Genomic DNA, 20,285 nt, shown 5'->3' on the forward strand with positions numbered 1-20,285 from the left:
AAAAGGCCTCCTCGCGGGGGATGCGAGGAGGCCTTTCGGAGAACGAGGTCAGTGCACGGCACCCAGCCGGATCGCGGAGAAACAGTGTTCTAACCCTGTTTCTCACTCACGACCGGCCGCGGCAGACTCTAGAAGTCCGTGGCGATGATCTTTTCGATGTTGCGCTCGGCCAGCGCCGTGATCGTCACGAACGGGTTCACGCTCGTGTTGCCCGGGATCAGGGACCCGTCGATCGCGTACAGGCCCTGGTACCCGGCCAGCCGGCCGTAGTTGTCGGTCGCCTTGCCGAGCACCGCGCCGCCGAGCGGGTGGTACGTCAGGTGGTCGCCCCAGATCTTGTAGATGCCGAAGAGGTCGGTCCGGTAGATCGTCCCCTCCTTCGAGTTGATCTTGTCGAAGATGGTCTTCGCCATGTCGATCCCCGGCTGCTTCCACGCGGTCTGCCAGTTGAGATCGACGTTCTGCGTCGCCGGGTTGTACGTGAACTGGGCCCGGTTCGGGTTCTTCGTGATCGACAGGTAGAACGACGCCCACGTCTCGATCCCGGTCGGCAGCGGCGCGACCTCCGCGAACGCGCCGCCGGCCGCCCAGTTGTCGATGCCGCCGCAGGGGATGGACGACTGGAGGCTGCCGGTCGGGTCCCAGATCTGGTTGGCCCGCCCGACCATCACGTTCCCGTTGTCGCCCCAGCCCTTGCCGACCTCCCCGCTCAGGTTGGGCAGCGCGCCCGTCGCCTTCAGCTTCACCAGCAGCTTGCTCGTGCCGACGCTGCCCGCGGCGAAGAAGACCTTGTCCGCCGTCACGGACTTCGTGGCCGTCACCCCGCCCGTGGTGTTCAGCTGGTCCATGACGACCGTGTAGCCGCCGCCGGACGCCGGCGTCACCGACGTCACCCGGTGCAGCGGGGAGATGGTCACGCGGCCGGTCGCCTTGATCAGCGGGAGGTAGGTCTTCTGCAGGGACTTCTTGCCGTAGTTGTTGCCGTACAGGATTTCCCCGGCCAGCGCCGAGCGCGGCACGGTGTTGGCCTGCTCCTGCTTCATGTAGTTCCAGTCGTACACGTCCGGCACGAACACGTACGGGAACCCGGACCGCTGCGCCTGCTTCCGGCCGACGCGCGCGTACTGGTAACACTCGGCGGTGTCGAACCAGGCCGGGTCGATCAAGCCGACCCCGAGCCCGGAGTTGGCGCGTGGGTAGTAGGTGTTGTACATCTCGTCGGCGTTGACCGTCGGGAGGATCGCCCCGAAGTTCTCCCGCTTGGGCGTGACGGCCATGCCGCCGTTGACGAGCGAGCCGCCGCCGACACCGCGGCCCTGGTACACGGTGATCCCGCTGAACTCCTCGGCGTCGAGGATGCCGGTGTACTTGGGGATGTCCTTGTCGATCGGGAACCCGAGGAAGTTGGACAACGGCTGCTTCGTCCTGGTGCGCAACCAGAACGAGCGCTGGTCCGGCGTGGTCGTGTTGGCGAAGATCTTGCCGTCCGAGCCGGGGGTGTCCCAGGCCATGCCCATCTCGATCAGTTGCACGTCGACGCCGGCCTGCGCGAGCCGCAGCGCGGTGACCTGGCCGCCGTAGCCCGAGCCGATCACGAGGGCGGGCACGCGCGCCGCGTCGGCGATGGTGGCGGACGCGGCTGCCCGGCCCCCCACTGCCGCGGCCGCCAAGATAGAACCGGTTCCAGCGATGAAAAGACGACGGGAAACTGTTCCAGAAGCTGTTCTCCACACGGGTTCGTCACGCATGTGATAGTCCTCACCGTTGAGGTATATTAGAACAGGTTATAACTCAGTGGTGCAGACAAGTCGACATATACCCGCGAGTAACCTCCCGGGGTTGCGCGAGGATTCCGCTGAATGGGCCATGATGGACGACGATGGAGTCGACCCGAGTGGACCGCTGGCTTTGGGCGGTCCGGCTGACCAAGACCCGCCCGGACGCCGCAGCGGCGTGCCGGGGCGGTCACGTGCGCGTCAACGACAAACCGGCGAAGCCCGCGACCACCGTCGTGCCGGGCGACGAGGTCCGCCTCCGCATCGCCGGAACGACCAGGATCCTCGACGTGGTACGGGTGATCCAGAAACGCGTGGGTGCGGTGGACGCGGCGACGTGCTTCGTCGACCGGACGCCGAAGCCGCCCCCGGAGACCGCGATCCCGGTCGCCCGGCGCGACCGCGGCGCGGGCCGGCCGACCAAAAGGGAGCGTCGCGTGCTGGACGCGTTCCGGCAGCAGGAACTCTGACTCGGGGCGATCGAATGGGGTCGATCGCACCACTACCGCGGTTTCAGGCCGTCCATTACCAGCGTCAGCAAATGCGCGGTGCGCGCTTCCCGGTCGGCCCCGAAATCGGAGCGCCAGAGGAAACCCACGAGCTGCAGGATTTCTTCGGCGTCGACGTCCGGCCTGAGCGTCCCCGCCCGCTTTCCCGCGTCGAGCAGCAGGGTGATCGCCGCGCACGTCGGCTCGTAGTACTCCCCCGAGAGATCGGCACGCGTCGCGGCTTCGACGGCCTCGCCGACGCCGTGCTTGATCCGGCCGTACGCCGCCAGCCGTTCGAACCACCGTCGTAGCGCTTCGGCGGGCGGGTGCTCGGCCAGCAGGGCCGGTGCCGCGTCGATCAGCTCCTCGACGTCGTGCCGGTAGACGGCCAGCAGCAGCGACTCGCGCGTGGGGAAATGCCGGTAGAGCGTGCCCTGCCCGACCCCCGCGGCCTTCGCGATCGACTGCAGCGACGCGGCGCTCGACGCCTTGAGCGCCACGCGCGCGACCTCGAGGATCCGCTCGCGGTTCTGCTCGGCATCGGCTCGCATCGGCGTCACGCTCGCAGTTTAGCCAACCGGACACCTGTCCGCGTTTCGAGCAGCCGGGGGCACGAACTCCTCGCGCAGCTTCTCGACGGACACGCGCGCGGCGTTGGCCGAGACGTTGAGCGCGGCGATCACCCCGCCACCGGCGCACGGTCACTCCGGAGTGAGGAACTCCAGCCGGTTGCCGAGGCAGTCGTGGGTGTAGAAGCGGCGGTGGCCCGGGAAGCCGTCGTCCCACTCGACGGCCACGCCGTGCTCCTGCAGGCGGGCGGCCAGCGCGTCGAGGTCGTCGGCGAGGATGCCGGGATGGGCCTTGCGGGCGGGCCGGAAGTCCGGCTCGACGCCGAGGTGGAGCTCGAGGCCGCCGGCCCGCAGCCAGAGCCCGCCGCGCCCGGCGAGCGCGGGCGGCTTCGAGACCTCGGTCAGGCCGAGGACGCCGATGTAGAAGGTGCGGCAGCGATCTTCGCTGCCCGGCTCGATGGCCAGCTGGACGTGGTGCAGGCCGAAGGTCATGCGCTCAGCGTGCCACGCCGGCCGTTGGTCATCCGTCCCGTTGACCTCGGGATCGACGTCGCACGCGCGAATTTCCCCGGAATAGCGGGGAATTCCGGCCCGGCCGGTCGTTTCCGGTGAAAACGGGTAGTTCCCCAGCCGGAAGGTTCGGAGGGGAATTTCATGACCATGGCACAAGAGGCCCCGGATCGGTTGCTGGCCGCCGCGCGGCCACTGGTGGTGCGCTACTGCCGCGCCCGCCTCGGCTCCGGGCACGTCGCCGGGCGCTCCGCCGACGACGTCGCGCAGGACGTCTGCGTCGCGGTGTTCAAGGCGCTGACGAACCGGCCGCCGGACCGGCCGTTCCCCAACTTCGTGTGCGGCATCGCGCGGCACAAGGTGGCGGCGGCGCGCGAGGCGGCGGCCCGGCAGCAGGACGTGCCGGTGGCCGAGGTCCCGGACGAGGCCGACGCTTCGATGGACCCCGAGGACTACGCGCTGCGGCTGGAACTGAGCGAGCGGATGGGCCAGCTGCTGCGGGTGCTGCCGGAGAAGCAGCGGGAGATCGTGCTGCTGCGGGTGGCGGTCGGCATGTCGGCGGAGGAGACCGCGGAGGTGGTCGGGTCGACCCCGGGTGCGGTCCGCGTCGCCCAGCACCGGGCGCTCAGCCAGCTGCGAAAAGTCGTCGGCGGCTGAGGTTCCGGCGCTAGGCTGGCCGGGTGAGCGACAGCGAGAACTTCGAAGGGCGCGACGTCGGGTCCGGAATCTCCGTCATCCATGAAAGCTCCGACGTCGTCGGCTCCGGACCGCGCCTGCACCGGCACCCGTACGCCGAAACGTTCGTCATCATCCGGGGGCGGGCCCGGTTCACCATCGGCGACGAGCAGCGCGACGGCGGCGCCGGGGACGTGCTGGTCGTCCCGGCCGGCACCCCGCACAAGTTCGCCGTGCTCGGCCCCGGGGTCTACGAGGCCGTGCACATCCACGAAAGCGATCACTTCATCACCGAATGGCTGGAGTGACGCTCAGAGCCCGCCCTCGGGGATCATGCCGCGCAGCTTCGTGAGCGCGCGGTACTGCGTGATGCGGACGTTGCCCGCGGAAATGCCGAGCGCGTCCGCCGTCTCGTTGGCCGACAGGCCGACGACGATGCGCAGCGTCAGGATCTCCTGGTGCATCGGCGGCAGCGACGCCATCAGCCGGCCCAGCCGGGCACCGAGATCCATCTCGAGCGCGTGGCTCTCCGGCTCGTTGCCGCCCAGCGGCCGGTCCGGCAGCTCCGGCACCGGCTTCGACCGGTCGCGCGCCACCGAGCGGAACGCGTCGGCGACCTTGTTCGCCGCGATCGCGCGCACGAGGTACAGGAAGGAGCCGCCGCGGTCCTGATAACCGGGCAGCACCTTCAGCACCGCCAGGCAGACCTCCTGCGCGACGTCGTCCGCCGAGAGGTACGACAGGTCGCGCCCGCCGATCCGGGCGCGGCAGTAACGCACGACCGTCGGCTTGATCAACCGCAGCAGCGCCTGGACCGCGTCCGGGTCGCCGGTGCGTGCCGCCGCCACGAACGGGTCGAGCTGCTCCTTCGTCAGCTTGCCGTCGGGGCGCGGCAGCTCTTCGAGCACGACGTAGCCTTCGACCGCCGTCTCCGCCATCATGGTGTCCACGGGTTTCCCTCCTCGCATCGTCCACCGGACCGCATCGGGTAACCCGTCGCCCACAAAAGACCACATTGGTCCTGGGACGATTCTCCTGTCCGCATCCCACGATTCCCGGTCCGACAACCGGAGTAATCGAGCCGCTGACCAGCAACGTTGCAGCAGTGTGGTTGTTGTCCAGATATTGTCCGTTAATCAGAAACGGCCCAGTGGCATTGCCCGGCGGTCACCCCCGGCACACGGGTCAAATAGTGGACAGATCCTGCCGTTCCGGGGTGTCCGGTAGCGAATTCGCGTTCCGTTCCGATCCTTGGCGCGTGACCCGATCCGACCGTCAGGAACCGAAGCCATGATCACCCATTGAACGCCACCGGGGCCCCCGCCAACCGGTTCGACGTGTTCCTGTGTTCCGCGGCGGCCGACCAGGTGGAGAAAGCCCTGCGAACCAGCGGGCTGCGCGTATTCCGGGGTAATTCGTTCGACGATTTCGACAAGATCGCGACGTCGCGCGTTCTGCTCGCCGACTTTCCGCCCGATCCGAGCACGGGCCGCGTGCTGGCGATCATTCCGGGAGAATCGCCCGCGGACCTCGTCCGGCGGGTCCATTCCGCGGTCGCCCTGGGTCCCGGGCTTTCCTCGTTGGGGACCGTCCACAGCGCACTCGTCGCGCGCCGGGCGGTTCTGGTCCGCGGGCCGGCGGGCATCGGCAAGACGACGCTGGCCGAGCAGTACGCGGGCGTCTTCGGCCATTTCGGGGGCCGGCTGCTGCGGACGGGCCCGTTCGGCCACCTCGACCCGGACGACTTCCTCCCCCAGTTCCACCTCGCCCTGGCGACGGCGGCGGGCACGTCCGGGCTCGGCTTCGACCGGTTGCGCAGGCGGCTCGCGACCCGGATCGACGCGGCGGGCGAACCGGTGCTGCTGCTGGTCGACGACGTCCCAGCCGGGCTGCCTCCGGGCGTCCTCGACCGGGCTGTGCTGCCGGTTCGCACCCTCCTGACCAGCAGGTCCGCCCGCTGGACCGGGGCGACGATGGACCTGCCGGGCCTTACCCCCGAGGAGGGACAGCAGGTGCTCGGCGTGCCGGACGCCGGCTTCGTCGCCCGCTGCGACGGCCATCCGATGACGTTGCGGGCCACGGCGTTCACCTTGCGGGAGCGGCCCGGCTCGTCGCCGGACGCCCTGCCGGACACGGCGCCCCACGCGATCCGGGAGGTGCTGGTACGGCTCGGCCGCCCGGCGCGCGAGGTGCTGCGGCTGGGCGGGGTGCTGGCACCGGCGCCGATCCCGCCGGAAGTCGCGGGGGAGGCGTTGGATCGCGCTTCGTTCGGGGCGGCGGTGGCGGAACTGGTCGCGCAGGGGTTCGCGACGTGGGTGGGCGGGAACCTGCGGCTCCAGGCGCTCGCGGTGGAGGTGGCCTGCGGCGAGTTCGGGGAGCCGGTGGCGGAGCGGGCGGCGGAAGCGGTGCTCGGGGAATTGGCCGACGGCAGCACCTTGGCCGAGCCCGGCGCCCGCACACCCGGCCACGCGGCTGAGCGGGCCGAAGACCACCCGCCCCAAGACGCTCACGGGATCGAAGCCGGCGCCTCGCCCAGCCGCGCGGGTGCGACTCCGCCTGCCGACTCGGCCGATGGGCTCCTCCACGCCCCGGCAACCAAAACCACCCCCGGCGACCACCCGCCGTCCACCCATTCCACCGCCGCCGTCCGTCGGCACCTTCTGCTTCAGCACGCCCGCACCCTCGCCGACCACAGCCCCGCCCACCGGGTCGCTCTCCTACGCCCGGTCGCGGCCGCGCACGAAGCCCACGGCGATCCCGCCACCGCCGGCGAAATCCACGCCGCCATCCTCTCGACCGGCGAAGCCACCTCCGCGGACTTCACCGCCGCGGCCCGGGTCGAACTCGCCTGCGGGCTCGACGCCGAAGCTGTCGGGCACGCACGGCAAGCCCTCGCCCTGGCCGCCGGCTCCCCCGAAGCCGCCCTCGTCGCGGCGCAAGCCCTCGACGGCCAAGGCGACTACGCCGAAGCCGACCGGACGTTCTGGCACGCCCACCTCCCCGCCACGAGCGAAGAGCGTCACCAGGCAGCGAAAGCCCTCCGCCTGCGCGGCCGCCCCCAAGAGGCCATCGCTCTCCTCGAACCCGCGCTCACCGGCCCGGTACGCGACGAGCTGGCCCTCGAGTACGCCCGGAACCTCTTCCAGGCCGGGCAGCCGAAGCGCGCGCGAGACGTCGCCGCCAGGATCGAAGACTGCCCCGACGCGGACCTGATCCGGGCCGACGCCGCCCTCGCCGACCACGACCCGGCCGACCTCGAGCAGACCTACGCCCATCGATACGGCATCGAGAGCCCGCTGACCCTGACGGCCTCGGTCCACGCCGGCCGGGCCTTGCTGGCACGAGGCCAACCGCGGCAGGCACTGGCCGCGCTGGCCGAGACCGAACAGGTCGTCCGCCGGGTACTCGGCGACGACCACCGGCTGCACCACCGGGTCCGCCACGCCATGGGCCTCGCCCACGCCCGGCTCCGCGCATTCGACCGCCAGGCCGACCTGCTCGAGCCCATCCGAAGACCGCAGATCCGCCTGCTGGGCCGGACCCACCCGGAAACCCTCGAAACCCGCCTCGACCTCGGGCTCGCGCTCGCCCTCGGCGGCCGCGGCCCGCTCGGCCGCGCGACGGGACTCGTCGACGACGCCGCTCGCGACGCGGAGACCGCGCCCGGCATCAGCCCCGCGCTGTCCGCCAAGGCGCGAGCCGCCAAGCAGGTCGTCCGGCTGCCCGAGCCGTTCGTCTCCGCCCTCCACGCCCTCGAACGGCTGGTCTGGCCCTGACCCTCACCCGGCGCCGCCCGGCTGCCAGCGGATCCCGTACGCGAAGCCCGGCGCGAGGTGCCGGAACCGGACGTGCACCTCACCCGAGTCGTCGGTCTCCAGCAGCTCGCCGCGCGGCGAGCGCGTGTCGTTCTGGAACGCCTTCTCCAGCCGCACGATCCGGTCCGGCACCCGGTCGCCGAACCGGACGTGCAGGTCGAACAGATCGCACGGGTGCCGCGGCACGCAGATGTAATGCGGTTCCCGCATGTTCGCCCGGAATCGCAGTCCGATGTCATGCCGCTCACCCCGCCGCAACGGCTCCGGTAACCGCAAGGCCAGCCCGACCCGATCGCTCGACTCCATCGCCCGGCCGGCGAGCACTCCGCCGTGGAACACGTCGACGGCCAGATCGGACTCGCGCACGGAATGACCGGATTCGCCGGCCGCGGTGAGGGTCAGTGCCAGGTCCAGTTCGGCGATTTCGTCGGCGTCGGCGACGACCCGGCGGAATTCGAACGCCTCGGCCACCGGCTGGTCGAGTGCGAGTGTGACGCGCAGTTCTTCGGTGTGCCAACTCCGGCTCGGATAGCGCGGCCGCAGATCCGGCGCACCGGCCGCCACGGCCATTGCCGCGACCTGCTCGATTCCTTCGTCGATCCGCCGCCGGACCGTCCGGTCGTCGCGGTCGAGCGTGATCGCCGCCCAGTGCACCCGTTCCTGGTAGAACGGCTTTCTCGCCCGCTCGTCCAGTGCGAACGCGGCCCGCAGCGCGATCTTCAGATCGTCCGGCAACGACTCGACGAGTGGCCGCAATCGGTCGGTCAGTTTACGCCGCATCTCCACGGAGTCGTCATCTTCCAAAATGCCACATGTGGCGCGCAAAGCGGGTCCGACGCGATCCGCGAGCGGTGTGGTGAAAATTCCCCTCCCTTTGCGCAAGACCTTCAGCTCGCCGACCACGTCCGCCGCACTGAGGTCCACTGTTCCTCCCTCGCCGTTCCCGCACGGGCATCAATATTCGTCAGCGCCGACACCGATGTCCAGTCGATCATGGCGCGGCAAACGGATCGTTATCCCGCGGTTTCCGGACCCACCGTCACGCGAAACGGGAAACCCCTTCCCGTCGGCCGTATTCCGGGTGGGGTCGCACCGATTCCGCAGCGAAAAATCGCCGGACCGCGAGGCGGCCGCACGCACTGGTGTCGAACACGTCGAAATGACGGGCCGCCACTCCGGCGGGTGATCATGGCGTGGCCACGGAGGGGCCGGGGTACTTGTTGATCATGAACCCGAAGATGTGGCGCCTGCTGGTCTCGGGGTCGCTGCGGCTGTTCCTGGTCAGCGCCGTACCGGCCGCGGCACACCTGTCACTGTTCGTCGGAGTGGTGGCCACGGCGATCGTCTTCGTCGTGCCGGCGCCGCGGACCCCACACCAGCGTCTGGGCCCCTAGCCGACCACGAAGCGCGCCAACACGGCCGGGACGGCGAGTTCGAGCCCGGCCGCGGCCTCCTCCTCGCCGGCCAGGTGCCGGAGCAGGGCCTGCTGGAACAGGCCATCGAGCAGCGCGTACGCGACGGCCTGCGGCACGGCGGCCGGCGCGGAAGCCAGCTCGGCGTAGCGCGCGACGACGTGGTGGATCATCTCCTCGCGGCGCCGGTCGATCTCCAGCACGTCGGCGCGGAAGGAGTCCTCGAACAGGCTCTGGTTGCGCAGGTCGTACCAGAGCCGGTGCATCTTGGCGTCCGCGCGCAGCGTCGCGGCCATCGCCGCCGCGAAGTCGCGTTCCAGGTCCGCCGCCGTCCGCGCGCGGGCGACGATCTCGTCGTACCGGGTGACGCACACTTCCTCGAACTGCCGCACGCAGTGGGTCAGCAGGTCGACCTTGTCGGCGAAGTAGTAGTGCAGCACGCCGTGCGAGAACTCCGAGTTCTGCGCGATCTCCCGCAGGCTGGTGCGCGCGTAGCCGAGTTCGGCCAGCGTCTGCAGCGCCGACGCGGCGAGCTGGGCGCGCCGGTCGGCGAACTTGTCCACCTGGCGGCGCGAGATCCGGTCCCGGGTCCGCTCCTTCGCCTCTGTCACCTGCACCGTCCGTCACTTCGTGGTTGCCGGTTCCAGTCTATCGATCACTTGACCAGCTTTTCCTTGACAAGTGTCCAAGAGACCCTTGACGACTGTCCAGACCTTGGTGATGCTGGGCGCCGACCGGCTCGAAGAGGAGGTGTCCATGGGGCGGCACGACCTGTCCGGGCGCGCGGCGCTGGTCACCGGCGGCGCCCGCGGCTTGGGGGCCGGCATGGCCGAAGCGCTGGCCGATGCCGGCGCCGCGGTGGTGATCGCGGACGTCCGGGAAGACCTGGGCCGCGCGACCGCCGACGCGCTCGAGCGGACCGGCGCCACCGCCGCGTTCGTCCCGCTCGACGTCACCGACGACGCGAGCTGGGAACGGGGCGTCAGCGCCACGATCGACCGGCTCGGCGGACTGGACGTCGTGGTCAACAACGCCGATGTCGAGATCTCCGGCCTGCTCGCCGACCTCGACCCGGCCGACGTCCGGCGGATGCTCGACGTCAACGTCCTCGGCACCGCACTCGGCATCAAGCACGCCTTCCGCGCGATGCGCCCCGGCGGCCCGGCCGGGAAGGGCGGCGCGGTCGTCAACATCGCGTCGGTCGCCGCGACCATCGCTTTCCCCGGCATCGCCGGCTACTCCGCGACGAAGTCCGCGGTCGACCGCCTGACCCGCGTCGCCGCGATGGAGGCCGGGAAGCTCGGCTACGACGTGCGCGTCAACTGCGTCTACCCCGGCCTGGCTTCGCCGGGGCCGGACGCCTCCGACCTGGCCGACGCCGTCGTGTTCCTCGCCTCCGATGCCGCCCGCTTCGTCACCGGCGCCGGTCTGCCGGTCGACGGCGACATGGGCGCCTGACCGCTACGCCGCCCGCCAGGGGCGGAGCTTCTCCGGGTTCCGCACCGCCCAGATCCGCCTGATCACCCCGTCCGCGACGTCGAACGCCAGCACCGTCTCGACCACGCCGTCGCGCTCGGCCACCAGCCCGGGCCGGCCGTTGACCACCCGCTCCAGCAGCGTCATCTCGGGCACCCGCTCCGTGATCTGCACCGTGTAGCGCGCCACGCGCTCGCTGCCCGCGACCGGGTGCGCCACGGTACTGGCGAGCCCGCCGCCGTCGGCGACCGCGACGACCGACGGGTCCAGCAGCCCGACCAGGCTCGCGATGTCCTTGGCCTCCCAGGCGATCTTGAACGCCCGGACGACGTCGGCACTCCGCGCCGGCGAGGGCGCCGGAGCGGGACGGACGCGGCGCCGGGCCGACGTCGCCAGCTGGCGGCACGCCGCCGACGAGCGGCCGAGGATCGATGCGACCTCCGCGAACGGGTAGCCGAAGACGTCGTGGAGGACGAACGCGACGCGCTCGGCCGGGGTCATCGACTCGCACACCACGAGGAACGCCATGGTGATCGACTCGTCGAGCAGCAGCAGCTCGGCCGGATCCGTGAGGCTGTCCGACGGCACCGGCTCGGGGATCCATTCGCCGGTGTACCGCTCGCGGCGGACGCGCGCCGAGCCCAGCAGGTCCAGGCAGATCCGGCTCGCGACGGTCGTCAGCCACGCGCCGGGCCGTTCGATCGCGGCCCGCCGCGGCTCGGGCAGGGCGTACCACCGGCCGTACGCCTCCTGGACGACGTCCTCGGCGTCGCTCAGGGAACCCAGCATCCGGTAGGCGATCCCGATCAGCCGCGGTCGTTCGGTCAGCACGTCGATGTCGCTCACACCGCTCTGACGAGCGCCGGCGGCGATCTGTGACAGCACCGGCGTACGCACCCCGGCGTAGGCGCAAGTGCCGTCCGCCGACGGACGACCGCCGCCGCCCGGATCACCACCATGGGAGCCACCGTGAAGGAGGCACCATGACTCTCAAGCCCCGGGCCCGGAAGTGGTACCTGGTGGGGCACATCGTCTCGGCGGGCGCGTGGATCGGGATCGACGCCGTGCTCGGCATCCTGGTCTGCACCGCGCTGATCTCGGACGACGCCGCCGTCGTCACGACGAGCCTGAAGGCGCTGGAGCTGTTCGCCGTCTGGCCGATGCTGATCGCCGCGCTGCTGACGCTCGCCACCGGCGTCGTGCTCGGTCTCGGGACCAGGTACGGCCTCGTCCGCTACTGGTGGGTGGCCGTGAAGCTGGCCGTCAACGTCCTGATGGCGCTGCTGATCCTCTTCGCGCTGCGGCCGGGGATCGGCGAAGCCACCACCGATCCCGAAGGCCTGCTCTACCCCGTCGTCGTCGCTCCGACGCTCTTGCTGTTCGCCAGCGTCCTCTCGGTCTTCAAGCCGTGGGGCCGCATCCGGAAGGAATCCCATGACCCCGTCCGCCGAAACTCTGCCCGTCGAGACCACCGCACTGACCAAACGCTACGGACCGGCCGCCGCGGTCGAGGGCCTGAACCTGTCGGTGCACGCCGGTGAGGTCTACGGCTTCCTCGGCCCGAACGGCGCCGGCAAGACGACCACGCTGCGGATGCTGCTCGGCCTGATCCGGCCGACGTCCGGCCGCGTCCGGGTGCTCGGCGCCGCACCGGGCCCCGGCAGCCTCGCCCGTGTCGGCGCGCTGATCGAAGGCCCGGCCTTCTATCCGTACCTGTCCGGCCGGGCCAACCTGCGGGTCCTCGCCGACCACGCCGGTGTGCGGCGCACCCGCGTCGACGCCGTGCTCGACGTCGTCAGCCTCGCCGACCGCGCGAAGGACCGGTACTCGACGTACTCGCTCGGCATGAAGCAGCGGCTCGGCCTCGCCGCGGCGCTGCTGAAGGACCCCGAGCTGGTCGTGCTCGACGAGCCGACCAACGGCCTCGACCCGGCCGGCATGGCCGACATGCGGATCACCCTCCGCAAGCTCGCCGCCGAGGGCTGCACCGTGCTGCTGTCGAGCCACCTGCTGGCCGAGGTCGAGCAGATCTGCGACCGCGTCGGCGTGCTCGACCACGGCCGGCTCGTCTCCGAAACCACCGTCGAGGACCTGCGGGCGGGCGGCGCGCTGCGCGTCGTCGCCGAGCCGCTCGACCGGGCCCGCGACCACCTGCGGCGGCTCTACCCCGGCGTCCGCGTCGACGGGGAGGCCCTCGAACTCGACGTCGATCCGCGCGAAGCCGGGCGGGTCAACGCCGAACTGGTCGGCGCCGGGGTCACCGTCACGGAGCTGCGCTGGCACGAACCCGACCTGGAACAGACTTTCCTCGCCCTGACCGGAGGTACCGATCATGCTGCGTGACATCCGGGCCGAGCTGACCAAGCAGGCCCGCCGCCCCGCGAGCTGGCTGCTGCTGGCCGTCGCCGTCGTGCTGTCCCTGACCTTCGGTTACGCCGTCCCGTACGCGGGGTTGAGCGGAGCCGCCGGTCCGCCGGGCTCCGGCCGCGGGCTGGACGGGATGCTGCCCGGCGCGTTCATCGGCAGCGCGCTGGGCGGCCTGCCGATCTTCGTCGGGGCCCTCGCGCTGATCTTCGGCGTGCTGGTGGCGGGGAGCGAATACGGCTACGGCACGTGGAAGACGGTGCTGGTGCAGCACCCCTCGCGTGTCGCCGTCTTCACCGCGAAGCTGGTCACAGTCGCGATCGGAGCGCTGGCCGTGGTGCTCGCGCTGTTCGCGGCGACCGCGGGCGCAAGCGTGCTCGTCGCGTCGCTGAAAGACCAGCCGCTCGGCTGGCCTCCGGTCTCCGACATCGTGCTGGGACTCGGCGCCGGCTGGCTCGTCACGACGATGTGGGGCGCGCTCGGGGTCGTCCTCGCGATCGGCCTGCGCTCGGTCGCGCTGCCGATCGGGCTCGGCCTGGTGTGGCTGCTGGCCGTGCAGAACCTGCTCGCGTCGATCGCCGCGCCGCTGCTGGACTGGGTCGCGCAGCTGCAGAAGGCCCTGCCCGGGCCCAACGCGGGCGCGCTCGCGGCGGCGTTCGGGGCGAGCGCGCCGGGAGTCGACCCGATCGTCGGGTCCGCGCAGGCCACCGTCGTGCTGGCGGCCTACCTGGTCGCGTTCGGCGTGCTCGGCGGCTGGCTGCTGCACCGCCGCGACATCGCCTGATGAGGGGGTACCGGCCACCGGTGCGGTGAGCCGGTACCGCCGTGCGCGCGGTGTAGTGTTTGCCGGTCCGACCGGCGGGTGACCCACGTGAGGTGCCATGACAGTGCGGCGGTACCCAGTGGCGGTCCTGCTCGTCGTCGTCACGGTGGCCCTGGTCGTGGTGAACGGCTTCGCGTTCTGGGGCGACACCTTCGCCCTCTGGATCGACGACGCCATGCAGCTGAGCGCCGGGGTCGCGGCGGTCGTCTGCGGCGTCCTGGTCGCACGCCGCGTCCGCGGGCACCAGCGCTGGTGGCGCGTGCTCGTCGCGGTCGGGATGGCCGGCTGGTCGCTCGGCCAGTGCGTCTGGTCGTGGTACCAGCTGATCGACGGGCGCGGGCTGCCGTCACCGTCCCTGGCCGACGTCGGCTACCTGAGCTTCCCGGTGTTCGCCCTCGCCGCCCTGTTCGTGCTGGCGCGGGCGCGGATCCGGCCGGACCGCGAACGCTTCCAGCCCGCCCAGTGGACCGCGCACTTCGGCGTCGCGGTGGTGCTCGACGGCCTGATCGTCACCGGCTCGCTGTTCATCCTCACCTGGACCGCGGCGCTCGGGCAGCTGGTGCGGGCGACCGCGCCGGACAAGCTCACCTGGGCCGTCGCCATCTCCTACCCGCTGTCGGACCTCGTGATCGTGGTCGTCGCCGTGCTGCTGGTCGTGTTCGACCGGGTGGACCGGCCCTACCGCAAGAACCTGCTGCTGGCCGCCGTCGGGATCGTCGCGCTGGCCGCCTCCGACAGCGTGTTCGCCTACCTGGTCAGCATCGGCGCGGAGAGCATGAAGCCGTGGTCGGACGGCGGGTTCGTGCTCGGGCCGCTGTTCATCGCCTTCGCCCTGCTGGTGACGCCCGGCCAGCGGCGGCACGACGAGGCGGGCCCGGTGGGCGGGGTGGACTGGTGGCAGCTGGCGCTGCCGTACGTCCCGGTCACCGCCGTCGCGCTGCTGATCACCGGGCAGCTGCTGGCCGGCGCCGGACCGGACGTCGTCGAGGTGGTCGTCGGCGTGCTGGTGGTGTTCCTCGTGCTCGCCCGGCAGCTGCTTTCCTTGCTGGACAACAGGTTGCTGCTGCGCCGGGTCTACGACGGACAGCAGCAGCTGACCCACCAGGCCTACCACGACCCGCTGACCGGCCTGGCCAACCGCGCGTTGTTCGCCGACCGGCTGGACCGGGCGGTCGAGGCTGTCGACCGGCCGCTCGTGCTGCTCTTCGTCGACCTGGACGACTTCAAGGAGGTCAACGACCGGTTCGGGCACGCGGGCGGCGACGTCCTGCTGCACGCCGTCGCCCAGCGGCTGCTGAGCTGCGTGCGCGCGGGCGACACGGTCGCGCGCCTGGGCGGCGACGAGTTCGCGATCCTCCTCGAAGGCGAGCTGGACGCGCCGCAGGCGGTCGCCGACCGGATCCAGGGCGCGCTGCGGCGGCCGTTCGCGGTGCACGGCACGCTCGTCTCGGTCCGCGCGAGCATGGGCCTGGTGGTGCCGGACCCGGCCGAACCGCTGGTGACGTCGGACGTGCTGCTCGGCCGCGCGGACACGTCGATGTACGCGGGCAAGCGGCTGGGCAAGGACACGACCGTGGTCTACCGCCCGTCGCAGGACGGCCCGCCGGACTTCCCGTCGGCGTTGCGCCGGGCGCGGGGCGGCATCCCGGAGGGCTTCGGCCTGGTGTTCCAGCCGATCGTCCGGCTGGCCGACGAGACCCCGGTGGCCGTGGAAGCCCTGGCCCGCTGGAGCACGCGCGACGGGACGGTGGTGTCGCCGGAGACGTTCGTCCGCGCCGCCGAGAGCGCGGGCCTCGGCGCCGAACTGGACGCGCTGGTGCTGGACCTGGCGTGCCGGGAGATCACCACGGCCGGGCTGGACCTGACGGTGCACGTGAACGTGTGCGCGAGCCGCCTCGGCGCCGCCGCGCTGGAGCGGAGCGTCGGGTCCGCGCTGGAGCGCTACCGGCTGCCGGCATCCCGGCTGGTCGTCGAGATCACCGAGACCGTGCCGGTCCCGGACCTGGCGGCGGGGGCGGCCGCGATCCGGCGGTTGCAGGAGCTGGGCGTCCGGGTGGCGCTGGACGACTTCGGCGCGGGGTACAGCTCGCTGACGGTGTTGCACGCGCTGCCGGTCGACCTGATCAAGCTGGACCGGGCGTTGACGACCGGGGTGCAGCCGGAGCGGGACGCGGCGCTGTGCCGGTCGCTGGTCGGGCTGTGCGCCGACCTCGAGCTGGACGTGGTCGCCGAGGGGATCGAGACGGCCGAGCAGGCTGCGCTGGTCATCGCGGCGGGGTGCACGACGGCGCAGGGGTACTTGTACGGCCGGCCCGCTCCGCTCTCGGCCCTGCGCCTCTCGGCGATCCCCGCGGGTTAGCAGCGCCCCAATGTGGCCTTGGTTGCGTTCAACGCACCCAAGGCGGCCTTCGGTGCGTTGAACGCACCGAAGGCCACATTGGGGCGCTTGGGGCCGCCGTCAGTTCGCGCGTACTCCGGGCGGGAGGACGCCGAAGATCGTCGCCGTCGAGCCCGCGCCCTTGCGGTTGATCGGGCCGCCCGCCAGCACCCACGCTCCCGTCGTCGGCAGGGCCTTGAGGTTCGCCAGGATCTCCAGGCTGATCCGGTGCCGCTGGTACACGAGCTTCGACACCGTGTACGTCTCGTCCGTGCCGACGTCCGGGCTGAACGTGTCGGTCCCGGTCCCGCCTCGACGCCCGAGGCGTCCGGTGTCGATCAGCCACTCGACCGCCGGGATCGAGAACCCCGGCTGGTGCAGCACGCCGTCCGCGCCGGTGTTCGGGTAGGCCGGGGTGCCCCACTTGGCGTCCCAGCCGGTCCACAGCACCACGACGGACTCGTCGGGGATCCGGCCGTGGCGCTTCTCCCACGTCTTGAGGTCGTCGATCGTGACGCCGTAATCGGGATCGGCCGCGGCCTTCGCTCTTACGTCGATCTTGACGGCGGGCCGGAATAGATCCGCGGGGTCCATGTCGTCGGCCAGGGGCTGACCGGTGTTGAAGTGGCCGGGCGCGCCCCAGTGCGTGCCGGTGTGCTCGCCCTCGCGGACGAACTGGAGGTAGTAGCCGTCGTCGGGAATCGTGGCGATGGTTTCCAGCGTGAAGGCCGGGTCGCCGGGGAACACGTTGGTCGTGGCGGGGTCGTTGACGTGCGACAGGTTGACCAGGTTCAGCTGGTCCAGCCGCACCGGCGGCGTCGCGGGCTGGGCGGCCTGGGCCGTCTGCCCGGACACCGCGGCGCCGAACACCCCGGCCAGCCCCGCGGCCAGCACCCTGCGTCTCATCGGCATGGGGATCACCTTTCACCGGAACACCGCCCGTGCGGTGTGCCTGCACGGTGATATCACCCGAGCCGCGCGGGGCCAAGGAGTTGCGCGAGGATGGACGCATGGACGACGACATCGAAGACCACGCCGACGAAGGCATCCTCGACCCCGAGGACACTTTGGACGACCGCGACGAGCAGGCGGAGGGTTATTCACCGCCGGAACGCCCGCGGGGCACCGAAGAATTCGGCACGACCGCGCGCGAGACCGCCGAAGGCGAGAGCTGGGAAGGCCGGCTGGCCCGCGAAGAACCGGACCTCGCGGACGAGGAGGGCGACGGCCTCGGCGACAGCGACGACACCGACGGCGAGCTGATCGACGACGAGGTCGGCGACGTCCGCGCGGGCCGCTTGGTGGCGACGGACGAGGGCTTCGGCGCGGACACCGACGAAGAGCTGTACGCGTCCGACGCGGGCATCGACGGCGGCGCGGCGTCGGCGGAGGAAGCGGCCGTCCACGTGATCGACCCGTCGCGACGCTGGTGAGGTGACGCCGAGGCCGTTCCCCGACGAGCAGCCGCGGCTTCGACCCGATCGCCGAGCCGATGCCGGTTTCCGTGGCCGCGCACGGGGCTGCACGCCCTCGGTGCAAACGGCGCCCCCGGGCCCGGACGCTGCCGGACGCATCCCGAAGAGTCCGGCGCGGCGTCGGCGGAGGAAGCGGCCATCCCCGTGATCGACCCGTCGCGACGCTGGTGAGGTGACGGGCGCGCGGGGGGCCGGACCCACCCCCACGACGGGTCCGGCCCCGATTTCGCGAGCGGCCTAATCCTTTCCCCCGTCCGGCGCGTGGGGTAGGCGGCAGAGCGGTCAGTGTCCGGATCCGGCCGGGCCCGCCCGCGCTGCCGGAAGGGGACGCGGATGCTCGAGGGGCTGCTGACACCCGGCGCGGGCGCGCTGTACGACGCGATGGTGCGCACCGGGCCGCTACCGCTGGACGACCCGCGGGCCGAGAGCCCGGAGATGCGGGAGCTGTTCGACCGCGGGTTCGTGCGCCGCGACTACCGCGACGACCCGGTGATCGCGCCGATGGAGCCGGTGCGCGCCGTCGACCACGCCATCCTGGGCGCCCAGCAGCAGTTGCTGGAGCAGCAGCGGCAGATCGTCGCCGCGCGCCAGCAGCTCGACGTGCTGCAGGCGGTGTACCGGTCGGCGAACGGTTCGGGCGGCGACTCCGCCGTCGAAGTGCTGACCGACCCGCGGCGCATCGGTTCACTGTCGCTGGAGCTGTGCCTGTCCGCGCGCGAGGAGTTCCTGACCTTCACGACGCGCCACTTCAAGCGCAAGCCGGACGCGAGCACGGTGATGCGGCTGCCGGACGCGGTGACCGAGCGCGGGGTCGTCCTGCGCAACGTGTACGAGCGCGCGGCGCTGGAGTTCGAAGGCGCGAAGGAGATCGTCGACGCGAGCGTCGCGGCCGGCTGGACCATGCGGGTGGCGCCGGAGCTGCCGATGAAGATGGTGATCGCGGACCGCCATTCGGCGCTGGTCCCGCTCGACCCGAGCGGGATGGACGGCGCGCTGTTCGTCCGCAGCCCGACGATCGTGGCGTCGCTGCGGATGCTGTTCGAGCTGGTCTGGAGCCAGGCGGTGGCGGTGCACGGCCCCGCTTCGCAGCCGCGCCACGGGCTGACGCCGACCCAGGCGAAGGTCCTGGACCTGCTGGCGACGGGCATGACGGACGGCGCGATCGCGCGGCACCTGGACGTGAGCGAAAGGACGGTCCGCCGGCACGTCCAGGGGTTGCTGGAGGCCCTGCAGGCGGACAACCGGGTGGCGGCGGTCTTCGCCGCGACCCGGTTGGGCTGGCTGGGCTGAGGCGGGCGCGCGCCGAGCCGGGGCCGCTACTGCAGCTTCCGGCACTCCGGCGGCCCGCCGGTCCAGATCCACACGCACACCGGCCTCGGCTTGCCGACGGGACCACCGCCGGTCGCCGCCGAAGCCGCCGGCACCGCCAGCGCGCCGAACGACGCCGCTGCGACGAGTGCCGCGGCCAGACCGGCCCAGGCTCGCTTGCGCATGTTCGTCCTCTCCCGCGAAGTGATCTTCCGCCGCCAACCTAAAGCCGGGGCACCGTGCACCGGCAGGGGCGGGTTCGGCCACTGTCCGCTTCCGGCCACCGGAAGCCCCGCAGGCGCGGCCCAGACGGCCCGAAAGGCCGGCCGGCACCCGCCGGCAACCGGCCGGAACCGGACGTTGGCCGCCCTCGACCGGTGCGGCCGCCGCCCCCTCCCGCCTACCGTCGGGGCATGGGTGAGGAGGCGCCCCCACGCTGGTGGGCCGAAGACGGCGCGCAGCCGCGGCCGGAGGTCGCCGGGTGGTGGCCCGAGGCCGACACGCTGCACTGGGTCCAGGTCCGCCCCGACGACGACCCGCCCGGCTAGCACGCCCCGCCCAAACGTCTTGAATGAGTCATTCAGGTCGTCGGACCTGGATCCACCGATGTGTTTTGTGGTGATCTTGAGGCCGGGTTGTTGATCTTGTGGTGGGTGGTGGGCGTGCGTGATCGTGCTGGCTGGTCCAGCACGTCCACGTTCGGTCTCCGGTCGCTGGGGCAGGGTCTCAGCGGGCCGGTGGCGGCCCTGCGGTGCTGGTGAACAGGCTGTCCCAGCAGTCGGCCCAGGGCCAGTGGCGGGGCAGGTGGAGGGTGAGGGTGCGGGCGGTGCGGGTCAACCGCGCCGGGACGTTGATCAGCTGGCGGCGGAGGGTGGCGGTGCGGGCCCGGGCATGACACCGGCTGGCCAAGGCACCGAGGGTGCGCAGCAGGTTGTGGGTCAGGGCGGCGAGGGTGAGCCAGGCTTGATTGGCGTGGAACTGCCCGGACGGGAAGTGCGCCAAGGCGGAGTTGTTGAGGTCGGCGAAGACCGCCTCGATGGTCCCGGCCCGGCCGCGGTGCTGTTTCTCCGCGGCGACGGTGTCCAGGCCGGTGTCGGTGAAGACGGCCTGATAACGCCAGACGGGGAACAGTTCACCTTGCTCGGTGCGGGTTTCAACGCGGTAGCGGCGCACGATCAGCCGGGCGGTGATGGGGCCTTCGGGGTGTGCGGTGGGGTT

General features: G+C 71.6%; 23 protein-coding genes. 13 read left to right on the plus strand and 10 right to left on the minus strand.

Annotated elements, in window-relative coordinates; genetic code table 11:
* Window positions 1-128 precede the first annotated feature (128 nt).
* Window positions 129-1,670, minus strand: coding sequence for a GMC oxidoreductase (locus AB0M59_RS52425; RefSeq protein WP_364631607.1), 1,542 nt, complete (start codon window positions 1,668-1,670; stop codon window positions 129-131).
* Window positions 1,671-1,879: 209 nt separating this feature from the next.
* Here AB0M59_RS52425 and AB0M59_RS52430 point away from each other — a divergent pair, with 209 nt between their 5' ends.
* Window positions 1,880-2,245, plus strand: coding sequence for an RNA-binding S4 domain-containing protein (locus tag AB0M59_RS52430; protein ID WP_364631610.1), 366 nt, complete (start codon window positions 1,880-1,882; stop codon window positions 2,243-2,245).
* 32 nt (window positions 2,246-2,277) lie between these two features.
* Here the strand turns inward: AB0M59_RS52430 and AB0M59_RS52435 are convergent, their stop codons facing one another.
* Window positions 2,278-2,814, minus strand: a complete 537-nt coding sequence (locus AB0M59_RS52435) for a TetR family transcriptional regulator (protein WP_364631665.1) — start codon at window positions 2,812-2,814, stop codon at window positions 2,278-2,280.
* A 150-nt stretch (window positions 2,815-2,964) separates the two neighbouring features.
* Window positions 2,965-3,324, minus strand: coding sequence for a VOC family protein (locus tag AB0M59_RS52440; RefSeq protein WP_364631613.1), 360 nt, complete (start codon window positions 3,322-3,324; stop codon window positions 2,965-2,967).
* A gap of 162 nt (window positions 3,325-3,486) precedes the next feature.
* On the opposite strand from AB0M59_RS52440, the gene shbA (AB0M59_RS52445) reads away from it, so the two are divergent.
* Window positions 3,487-3,999: an RNA polymerase sigma factor ShbA gene (gene shbA / locus AB0M59_RS52445; RefSeq protein WP_364631616.1), complete on the plus strand. Its 513-nt coding sequence runs from the start codon at window positions 3,487-3,489 to the stop codon at window positions 3,997-3,999.
* A gap of 23 nt (window positions 4,000-4,022) precedes the next feature.
* A complete protein-coding gene (locus AB0M59_RS52450) occupies window positions 4,023-4,325 on the plus strand; it encodes a cupin domain-containing protein (RefSeq protein ID WP_364631619.1) in 303 nt (100 codons plus the stop codon).
* Window positions 4,326-4,328: 3 nt separating this feature from the next.
* Here the strand turns inward: AB0M59_RS52450 and shbA (AB0M59_RS52455) are convergent, their stop codons facing one another.
* A complete protein-coding gene (shbA, locus tag AB0M59_RS52455; RefSeq protein WP_364631668.1) occupies window positions 4,329-4,958 on the minus strand; it encodes an RNA polymerase sigma factor ShbA in 630 nt (209 codons plus the stop codon).
* A gap of 360 nt (window positions 4,959-5,318) precedes the next feature.
* On the opposite strand from shbA (AB0M59_RS52455), the gene AB0M59_RS52460 reads away from it, so the two are divergent.
* On the plus strand, window positions 5,319-7,793 hold the full coding sequence (locus AB0M59_RS52460) for a hypothetical protein (RefSeq protein WP_364631622.1): 2,475 nt from the start codon (window positions 5,319-5,321) through the stop codon (window positions 7,791-7,793).
* Window positions 7,794-7,796: 3 nt separating this feature from the next.
* Here AB0M59_RS52460 and AB0M59_RS52465 read toward each other — a convergent pair whose 3' ends face one another.
* Entirely contained in the window at window positions 7,797-8,756 is a 960-nt protein-coding gene (locus AB0M59_RS52465; RefSeq protein ID WP_364631625.1) for a hypothetical protein, read from the minus strand.
* A 302-nt stretch (window positions 8,757-9,058) separates the two neighbouring features.
* Here AB0M59_RS52465 and AB0M59_RS52470 point away from each other — a divergent pair, with 302 nt between their 5' ends.
* Window positions 9,059-9,226, plus strand: a complete 168-nt coding sequence (locus AB0M59_RS52470) for a hypothetical protein (RefSeq protein ID WP_364631627.1) — start codon at window positions 9,059-9,061, stop codon at window positions 9,224-9,226.
* Here AB0M59_RS52470 and AB0M59_RS52475 read toward each other — a convergent pair.
* The gene (locus AB0M59_RS52475) at window positions 9,223-9,855 is read right to left on the minus strand and encodes a TetR/AcrR family transcriptional regulator (protein ID WP_364631630.1); all 633 of its coding nucleotides are present in this window, start codon (window positions 9,853-9,855) and stop codon (window positions 9,223-9,225) included. The two genes, AB0M59_RS52470 and AB0M59_RS52475, sit on opposite strands and share 4 nt — an antisense overlap.
* 70 nt (window positions 9,856-9,925) lie before the next feature.
* Between AB0M59_RS52475 and AB0M59_RS52480 the strand changes: the two genes are divergently transcribed.
* Window positions 9,926-10,702 carry an SDR family NAD(P)-dependent oxidoreductase gene (locus AB0M59_RS52480; RefSeq protein WP_364631633.1) on the plus strand — a complete coding sequence of 259 codons (777 nt, stop codon included), beginning with the start codon at window positions 9,926-9,928 and terminating at the stop codon, window positions 10,700-10,702.
* Between the two features lie 3 nt (window positions 10,703-10,705).
* Here AB0M59_RS52480 and sigJ read toward each other — a convergent pair whose 3' ends face one another.
* Entirely contained in the window at window positions 10,706-11,602 is an 897-nt protein-coding gene (sigJ, locus tag AB0M59_RS52485) for an RNA polymerase sigma factor SigJ (protein ID WP_364631671.1), read from the minus strand.
* 101 nt (window positions 11,603-11,703) lie between these two features.
* Here sigJ and AB0M59_RS52490 point away from each other — a divergent pair, with 101 nt between their 5' ends.
* The 4 genes from AB0M59_RS52490 to AB0M59_RS52505 all read left to right on the plus strand — a co-directional run bounded on the left by AB0M59_RS52490 (window position 11,704) and on the right by AB0M59_RS52505 (window position 16,266).
* Window positions 11,704-12,261, plus strand: a complete 558-nt coding sequence (locus AB0M59_RS52490; RefSeq protein ID WP_364631636.1) for a hypothetical protein — start codon at window positions 11,704-11,706, stop codon at window positions 12,259-12,261.
* Window positions 12,155-13,063 carry an ABC transporter ATP-binding protein gene (locus tag AB0M59_RS52495; RefSeq protein ID WP_364631639.1) on the plus strand — a complete coding sequence of 303 codons (909 nt, stop codon included), beginning with the start codon at window positions 12,155-12,157 and terminating at the stop codon, window positions 13,061-13,063. Before AB0M59_RS52490 ends, AB0M59_RS52495 begins: the two co-directional genes overlap by 107 nt.
* Window positions 13,053-13,868 carry an ABC transporter permease gene (locus tag AB0M59_RS52500; protein WP_364631642.1) on the plus strand — a complete coding sequence of 272 codons (816 nt, stop codon included), beginning with the start codon at window positions 13,053-13,055 and terminating at the stop codon, window positions 13,866-13,868. The genes AB0M59_RS52495 and AB0M59_RS52500 overlap by 11 nt, the downstream gene beginning before the upstream one ends.
* A 97-nt stretch (window positions 13,869-13,965) precedes the next feature.
* Window positions 13,966-16,266 carry an EAL domain-containing protein gene (locus AB0M59_RS52505; protein WP_364631645.1) on the plus strand — a complete coding sequence of 767 codons (2,301 nt, stop codon included), beginning with the start codon at window positions 13,966-13,968 and terminating at the stop codon, window positions 16,264-16,266.
* Window positions 16,267-16,365: 99 nt separating this feature from the next.
* Here AB0M59_RS52505 and AB0M59_RS52510 read toward each other — a convergent pair whose 3' ends face one another.
* On the minus strand, window positions 16,366-17,196 hold the full coding sequence (locus AB0M59_RS52510) for a cyclase family protein (RefSeq protein WP_364631648.1): 831 nt from the start codon (window positions 17,194-17,196) through the stop codon (window positions 16,366-16,368).
* A gap of 98 nt (window positions 17,197-17,294) precedes the next feature.
* Here AB0M59_RS52510 and AB0M59_RS52515 point away from each other — a divergent pair, with 98 nt between their 5' ends.
* On the plus strand, window positions 17,295-17,717 hold the full coding sequence (locus AB0M59_RS52515; RefSeq protein ID WP_364631651.1) for a DUF5709 domain-containing protein: 423 nt from the start codon (window positions 17,295-17,297) through the stop codon (window positions 17,715-17,717).
* 375 nt (window positions 17,718-18,092) lie between these two features.
* Entirely contained in the window at window positions 18,093-19,049 is a 957-nt protein-coding gene (locus AB0M59_RS52520) for a LuxR C-terminal-related transcriptional regulator (RefSeq protein ID WP_364631653.1), read from the plus strand.
* Between the two features lie 26 nt (window positions 19,050-19,075).
* Here AB0M59_RS52520 and AB0M59_RS52525 read toward each other — a convergent pair whose 3' ends face one another.
* Window positions 19,076-19,252 carry a hypothetical protein gene (locus tag AB0M59_RS52525; protein WP_364631656.1) on the minus strand — a complete coding sequence of 59 codons (177 nt, stop codon included), beginning with the start codon at window positions 19,250-19,252 and terminating at the stop codon, window positions 19,076-19,078.
* 228 nt (window positions 19,253-19,480) lie between these two features.
* On the opposite strand from AB0M59_RS52525, the gene AB0M59_RS52530 reads away from it, so the two are divergent.
* Window positions 19,481-19,615: a hypothetical protein gene (locus AB0M59_RS52530; protein ID WP_364631659.1), complete on the plus strand. Its 135-nt coding sequence runs from the start codon at window positions 19,481-19,483 to the stop codon at window positions 19,613-19,615.
* 178 nt (window positions 19,616-19,793) lie between these two features.
* Here AB0M59_RS52530 and AB0M59_RS52535 read toward each other — a convergent pair.
* Window positions 19,794-20,285: transposase (locus tag AB0M59_RS52535; RefSeq protein ID WP_364631662.1), on the minus strand; the 492-nt coding region annotated here is incomplete at its 5' end.

The sequence above is a fragment of the Amycolatopsis sp. NPDC051371 genome, assembly GCF_040682155.1.
Lineage (GTDB): Bacteria > Actinomycetota > Actinomycetes > Mycobacteriales > Pseudonocardiaceae > Amycolatopsis.

What these genes read in the sequence shown, in the direction of transcription:
- AB0M59_RS52430 (WP_364631610.1), top strand. Translation starts at nt 1,880, where the DNA reads ATGGAGTCGACCCGAGTGGACCGCTGGCTTTGGGCGGTCCGGCTGACC.
- AB0M59_RS52435 (WP_364631665.1), bottom strand. Translation starts at nt 2,814, where the DNA reads ATGCGAGCCGATGCCGAGCAGAACCGCGAGCGGATCCTCGAGGTCGCG.
- AB0M59_RS52440 (WP_364631613.1), bottom strand. Translation starts at nt 3,324, where the DNA reads ATGACCTTCGGCCTGCACCACGTCCAGCTGGCCATCGAGCCGGGCAGC.
- shbA (WP_364631616.1), top strand. Translation starts at nt 3,487, where the DNA reads ATGACCATGGCACAAGAGGCCCCGGATCGGTTGCTGGCCGCCGCGCGG.
- shbA (WP_364631668.1), bottom strand. Translation starts at nt 4,958, where the DNA reads ATGATGGCGGAGACGGCGGTCGAAGGCTACGTCGTGCTCGAAGAGCTG.
- AB0M59_RS52470 (WP_364631627.1), top strand. Translation starts at nt 9,059, where the DNA reads ATGAACCCGAAGATGTGGCGCCTGCTGGTCTCGGGGTCGCTGCGGCTG.
- AB0M59_RS52490 (WP_364631636.1), top strand. Translation starts at nt 11,704, where the DNA reads ATGACTCTCAAGCCCCGGGCCCGGAAGTGGTACCTGGTGGGGCACATC.
- AB0M59_RS52495 (WP_364631639.1), top strand. Translation starts at nt 12,155, where the DNA reads ATGACCCCGTCCGCCGAAACTCTGCCCGTCGAGACCACCGCACTGACC.
- AB0M59_RS52500 (WP_364631642.1), top strand. Translation starts at nt 13,053, where the DNA reads ATGCTGCGTGACATCCGGGCCGAGCTGACCAAGCAGGCCCGCCGCCCC.
- AB0M59_RS52505 (WP_364631645.1), top strand. Translation starts at nt 13,966, where the DNA reads ATGACAGTGCGGCGGTACCCAGTGGCGGTCCTGCTCGTCGTCGTCACG.
- AB0M59_RS52510 (WP_364631648.1), bottom strand. Translation starts at nt 17,196, where the DNA reads ATGCCGATGAGACGCAGGGTGCTGGCCGCGGGGCTGGCCGGGGTGTTC.
- AB0M59_RS52515 (WP_364631651.1), top strand. Translation starts at nt 17,295, where the DNA reads ATGGACGACGACATCGAAGACCACGCCGACGAAGGCATCCTCGACCCC.
- AB0M59_RS52520 (WP_364631653.1), top strand. Translation starts at nt 18,093, where the DNA reads ATGCTCGAGGGGCTGCTGACACCCGGCGCGGGCGCGCTGTACGACGCG.
- AB0M59_RS52525 (WP_364631656.1), bottom strand. Translation starts at nt 19,252, where the DNA reads ATGCGCAAGCGAGCCTGGGCCGGTCTGGCCGCGGCACTCGTCGCAGCG.
- AB0M59_RS52530 (WP_364631659.1), top strand. Translation starts at nt 19,481, where the DNA reads ATGGGTGAGGAGGCGCCCCCACGCTGGTGGGCCGAAGACGGCGCGCAG.